Annotated in this window: 3 protein-coding genes; all 3 read left to right on the top strand. The window is 51.0% G+C overall.

What is annotated here, in order from left to right; translation table 11 throughout:
* Positions 1 to 435 precede the first annotated feature (435 nt).
* The 3 genes from ACSZPU_RS24355 to ACSZPU_RS24365 are packed head-to-tail and all read left to right on the top strand — an operon-like array spanning position 436 to position 3,413.
* Positions 436 to 1,623 carry an ROK family transcriptional regulator gene (locus tag ACSZPU_RS24355; protein ID WP_499004144.1) on the top strand — a complete coding sequence of 396 codons (1,188 nt, stop codon included), beginning with the start codon at positions 436 to 438 and terminating at the stop codon, positions 1,621 to 1,623.
* A 30-nt stretch (positions 1,624 to 1,653) separates the two neighbouring features.
* Positions 1,654 to 2,934 (top strand): hypothetical protein, encoded by a 1,281-nt coding sequence (locus ACSZPU_RS24360; RefSeq protein ID WP_499004145.1) that lies wholly within the window; start codon positions 1,654 to 1,656, stop codon positions 2,932 to 2,934.
* Positions 2,931 to 3,413, top strand: coding sequence for an MFS transporter (locus tag ACSZPU_RS24365; RefSeq protein ID WP_499004146.1), 483 nt, complete (start codon positions 2,931 to 2,933; stop codon positions 3,411 to 3,413). Before ACSZPU_RS24360 ends, ACSZPU_RS24365 begins: the two co-directional genes overlap by 4 nt.
* Positions 3,414 to 3,533 lie beyond the last annotated feature (120 nt).

Genomic DNA, 3,533 nt, shown 5'->3' on the forward strand with positions numbered 1-3,533 from the left:
CGGTAGTTAACCCTTCCTCCTACACTCTCCACAATCATGTCCGAGCGTTGCACTTATTATCTGAATTCGCGGTTAACCCTTCCTCCTACACTCTCCACAATCATGTCCGAGCGTTGCACTTATTATCTGAATTCGCGAATAGCAAATTAATATCCTTAAGAACATTCACTATATATATAATGAATAATCTTAAGTAACGCATATAAATATTTAAAAAACAAACACCAGAACCGCCATATATTCATAAGGCGAATAAGAGAAAGACAGCGAAAATAAACCTGTGACGGGATTCACCAAATTAGTATGGAATACAAACTAAATACGTAAAAATGCTTTACACGAATACCTTTCCTGGCAATAAATACGCAAAAAAGGACATCGTAATCGGTTAAAAATTACGATTAAGTATGGAAAGCAAACTAAAGGGCATTCAGTATGACGCCGATGGTTCCCAATACCTTACGCCAGATGAACGCAACGCTCGTGCTCAATATCATTCGTGAGCAAGGCCCATTATCACGAGCGCAAATCGCCAAAATCAGCGGACTGACCAAAGCGACCGTCTCGGAAATCATTAACGACTTACTGCTGGAGAAAATCATTTTCGAAGGCGGCATCAGCGAACAAACCGGGCAGGGAAGAAAAGGCATTCTGATTCATTTTGATCCGCATGCCAGGCTGGGGATCGGCATCGATCTGGGTGGCACGAAAATTACCCTTTCGCTGTTTAATCTGGACGCCACTATTTTGCATGAAAGACGCGAAACGACGTATGAAACAGACGATCGCGACGCCTTTCTCGACCAGTTATCCAACAGCATCGCCAGCTTCATTGTGGAAAGCGGCGTTGAACGCCGTCGCATCGGCGTTATTGGCCTCGCCACGCCCGGCATAATCGATATCAATAACGGTGTGGTGCTGGAAGGCTCGCCGAATCTACCGGACTGGTCCAGCCTTCCTCTGGCGGATGAGCTAACAAAGCGTCTGTATCTGCCGGTGGTACTGGAAAATGACATCCGTGCCGCGCTGGTTGGCGAGATGTGGTGCGGTAAATGCCGTGACAGCAACAGCGCCGCGCTGATTGGCATTGGCACAGGCTTAGGTTCAGCGCTGCTGATGGACGGCAAAATCATTCGCGGCGCCAGAAACGCGGCGGGCGAGATTGGCTACATGATCTTTAACCGCGACCAGCTTTATAAAAACTGGCGCGATAAAGGCTGCTTTGAAAGCTACTGCTCCGGCTCCGGCATCAGCGACCGTTTGAAAGAGCTGACAAACCAGACGCTCTCGCTGGAAAAGATGATGACGCATGTGCGTGAGGGCGACCCACTGGCCTGCGCGCTGCTTGATGAGATGGCCGATTATTTAGCCATGGGGATTATTAACCTGGTCGCGATGGCGAACCTGGAAAAAGTGGTGTTAACCGGTGGCGTCACCCACGCTGCTGAATATTTCCTGCCCCGCGTGCAGGCGATTCTCGACAGGCAACTTTTCACCAATACCCACGTCACCGTGGAATTATCAGAATTACGCGAGAAAGCCCCCCTCTATGGCATCGCCATTCTGGCGCTTTCTTCTATTTATCCCGCAATTCAATTTATGCCAGAAGCACAAATTAATTAGTGCCAGTCACCCGACGACAAGGAGAACATAATGGCAGGAATCCATTTGCATCCGCACGATATTCTGGACGAAGGAATGGACAACATTTTGCAGCGAATAGACGGCATGCAGAACGTTGAGCATTTATTTGTCGAGCTAAATACCATCTTTGAACGTAACCCGTATCCGGTTGGCATATTACCGCATAACCCGGTGCACGAGTCGGTGATGGGCAACGGCATGCTGCACGTCGATATCGATAATCCGGATACGCGTCTGCAACAAAAAATCGATCCCGGCGTGCTGGCGGGTGATGACCCTCTGCGCCTGGTTCAGCAGGCGACCGAAGGCAGTCGCTATAAGGTCATTCCCTGGGTGAACATCCTGAACGGGGATTTCGCGGGCGATATCGCCAATAACCAGGTCATTGATTATCGCGGGCGGGTCATCAAATACTGGCTGTGCCCCAATGCGCCGGATGTGGCGGATTACTGGCAAAAAACGTTCAGCCGCATTAAAGCAATTTACGGTTACGACAACTTCCTGATTGACCGCATCCGCTTCCCTGACTGGGCCGGCAAAGAGGTCAATCCCGCCGGGCTGTTTACCTGCTTCTGCCCGCACTGCCAGCAGGCCATGAAAGCACAGGGACTCGCGCCAGAGGTGGTCAAAGACGAGCTGGATAAGATCGCCGCCGCGCTTGCCGGGGGGAATTTTGCTTATCCCGTCGAGGCTTTTCGCGATAACCCCGTCATTGCCAGCTGGATTGCGTTTCGTCAGCAAAGCGTTACCGGGCTGGTCGAACGTATCCTGAAAAGTGCGAAGGAAAACATTGGCGATATCCATTTCTGGCTCGATCTGTGGCCGCCCGCCTACAGCTGGATCCTCGGGCAGGATTACCGCGAACTGACACGTCTTTCCGGCACGCTGAAACACTTCCCCTACCACAAACTCGGCGGTGGCGCGGACGTGCAGGGCCTGGTGAATTTCTTTGCCAGCGATGAAGCCGCGTATGAACCCGCCTTCGACGCGTTCAAAAAGCTGTTCAATCTGCCCTATACGCTCAGCTACGAGGACTTTAAAGCCTCCGGCTTCCCGATAAGTTTCGTCAAAGAACAAAACGACCGGGTACGCCAGCTTTCCCAGGAAGGCACCTTTATTTTCAGCGGCATACAGATGTGGAACCTGCCGCCAGATCAACTGCTGGAAGCGGTACGCGCCGCAGAGGCCAGCGCCTGCGATGACCTACTCTATTACTGCTACGGATGGGCGGAACAGGAACTGTTCGACGCCATCGGAAAATACGAACAACAAAAGGGAACTGAAAAATGACCAACGCACAAAAATGGAAAGTCTTTTTCCTGCTGTTTATGACCATGTTTTTGCTGGGCGGGATTCAGAACACTAAGGGGCTGATTCTCGAACAGGTGCAGCACAGCATTGACCTCAATATGGGCCAGGTGGGGACGTTGATCACCCTGTTCCAGATTGGCTTTCTGATTTCCAGCCTGCTGACCGGCTACCTGACCGATAAAAAAGGTCTGAAAATCATGATGTTGGTCGGCTCGCTGCTGATGATTGTCGGCCTGATGGGCACCAGCCTGGCCTACACCGTAGCGCTGTTCTTTGGCTTTTATCTGGTGATTGGCCTGGGCATTGGCTCGATGATGGTCTCCATCGTGACCGTGATCCCGACCTTCTATAAAGACAAAGCCGGGATGATGTTCAATATTTCCAACGCCATGTTTGGCGTCGGGATGATTGTCACCCCGCTGATTCTGCACCAGTTGTTTGCCAACAGCGTCTCCTAGCGCACCTTCTACGTCGGCGTCGCCGCTATTGTTGCCGTCCTGGTGCTAGATAGTGTCGTCACGAGGATAAAAATCATTGATAATAGGGCCTTCTAATCAGAAGGCCCTATTATCATGACT

It is taken from the genome of Phytobacter sp. V69, assembly GCF_965644215.1.
Lineage (GTDB): Bacteria > Pseudomonadota > Gammaproteobacteria > Enterobacterales > Enterobacteriaceae > Phytobacter.

Excerpts from the sequence above, each read along its gene's own strand:
- ACSZPU_RS24355 (WP_499004144.1), top strand. The coding sequence starts at position 436 with ATGACGCCGATGGTTCCCAATACCTTACGCCAGATGAACGCAACGCTC.
- ACSZPU_RS24360 (WP_499004145.1), top strand. The coding sequence starts at position 1,654 with ATGGCAGGAATCCATTTGCATCCGCACGATATTCTGGACGAAGGAATG.
- ACSZPU_RS24365 (WP_499004146.1), top strand. The coding sequence starts at position 2,931 with ATGACCAACGCACAAAAATGGAAAGTCTTTTTCCTGCTGTTTATGACC.